Origin of the sequence: Psittacicella gerlachiana, assembly GCF_003585965.1 — a bacterium.
Classification (GTDB): Bacteria; Pseudomonadota; Gammaproteobacteria; order Enterobacterales; family Psittacicellaceae; genus Psittacicella; species Psittacicella gerlachiana.
The window spans coordinates 1-2,048 of record NZ_NRJF01000224.1; the positions used below are offsets into that span (position 1 = coordinate 1).

The following is a 2,048-nucleotide window of genomic DNA, read 5'->3' on the forward strand; positions in this document are numbered from 1 at the left end:
CTAAATTAGTCGTGACTATCAAATTCTCTCAGGAAAAATTAATTTATCTATAAACACACAAGCCATTAACCCAAGTTGATTTTATAGCTGTACATTCATTATTGAGAATAACAAAATTTGCAATACTACCTTGTTTTAAGCTCCCAATAAACCCATGGCAATTTATCGCTTTAGCAACTTTTTCATTTAAATAGCTAAATAACTTATATTTAGGTTCTCTTATTTTGTTCAAAATATTAAAAATACTTTTATTAGGTGAACGAAGTTTTTGGTTATAAAAAGCTTTATAAAAGTTAAAATCGTTACAATATTTACGCAAAATTGCTACTCGGTTCTCGAGATGATTATTATCTAAGTTATCTATAACTAATAGGTTATAAGAAAACTCGTTTAGAAATTCTTCTTCTAAAGTTAAAACCTGACGAACGAGACTTGGGTTTAAAGAAGTGGGGTTAAAATCATTACCAGTTAAATGCTCAAGATTAAAAAATAATTTATCCTTTTTAAATAATTTAAAATCTTGAAGATGACTGGTATCTAAAGCTACATACATCCATTCTTTTAGATAAGGAAGATGTTCTTTACGAGCATTTATAGCTAAATTACAGTAGTTTAACCATTCTTTGCTTGCCAAAGGATCAAAAAATTTGAAATCAGCAACTAAAGTAAAGCTACGAGATTTTGCCTCAAATAGATGATTATAGAGAGGGTGTTTAAGATAATTTGCAAATTTAGAGCTTATATAATCTTGAGCTGTATAACTCCAATGTTCGCTTTTTAACTTAAAGTTTAGTTTTGAGATTTTTTCTCTTTCTTTACCAATGTGATTGATCAAAATACCTTTTAAGAAATTAAATTTTAAGAGGTGATTTCTTACCTGTATTTGATCTAGATCCTGATTAAAGTATTTTTTGAGAATATGATTTTGACTTAATTTTCCACGTACTATTGCAAGTTCGCTTTCAAGACGATTAATTACTTGTAATTTATTTTCTTCTTTGACACTTTCATTTTCTAGTCGTAGCTTATAGAAACTTAAACTTTCTAAGTTAATCATAAAACTAAGTTCTTTTTGTAATTGACTTGTTGAGGTCGATTGACTTGAAAGAATTGGTTTAGGTTGATTTACGCTAAGCTTAGTTGCTATAAATTGATTACTTTGATAATGACTACGTAAAAATAGACTTAGAGTAGATAAATTAGAGTATTGATCAATAGTATAAGTGGCGTGTCCGGTTTTTTCTAAATCAATAAAGAAATCTAGAGATTGCTTAAAAGAAATATTAAAAGATTTTTGTTGTTCATTACCAAAGAAATCTATATCATCAATATTTTTTGCACTAACTCCTAAAATAAGATGAGGTATTTTTCTTCTGAGTTTTTCTATTTGTTGTAGCCAAGATAAACTCGAATGAGCAAAATTGTTGTCATTGTACAATCTTACTGAGGTTATACCACTCTTAAAACACTCTCTCATGGCATGTTTGATTCGTAAGAAATCAGGACATTGAGCAAATTGAATATTCGCTACACTTTTGAGATTAGGAGTAATAAATCCTGGGGTTAAAGTATCTTGGTTTAGATCTATGATAATAAGTTTCTTTCGATAAAAAACTTTGTAAATTTCTAAAACTTCATTAGGCTTATGAGTTTGAAGATTTATCTCTGCATAAGAGGGATCTATAGAAGTAATAAATTTCTCTAACTTATGGGTTTTTCCTATGGTAATAATCTGACCATTGCGATCAACAAGCATGGTCATTTTATCCTTAATTCTATCGTTTTGAATCAATTTAAAATTGGTAAAAACAATAATCGCTTGACTATAAATAAAATCTCCATTAAGTGATTTTAATTCGTCGAAAGTAAATAATGAAGATAATAGTTCTGCACGAGGATTGCGAAGATAAGGATTGGTATTTATTTCAGGAAGATATAAAGTTTTTCCTAAGCAACTTTTGATCTTGTTAATTTTTAAACTTTTAAAGTGCTTAAAGTTATCAATGATATACCAACACCATGAATTTTGAATTAACAATAAGTAAAAG

General features: G+C 28.1%; 1 protein-coding gene. It reads right to left on the reverse strand.

The annotated features are described in order from the left end of the window. Positions 1–43: 43 nt before the first annotated feature. Positions 44–2,048, reverse strand: a 2,005-nt coding sequence (locus CKF59_RS07940) for a hypothetical protein (RefSeq protein ID WP_222985670.1), incomplete at its 5' end; no start/stop codon positions are given.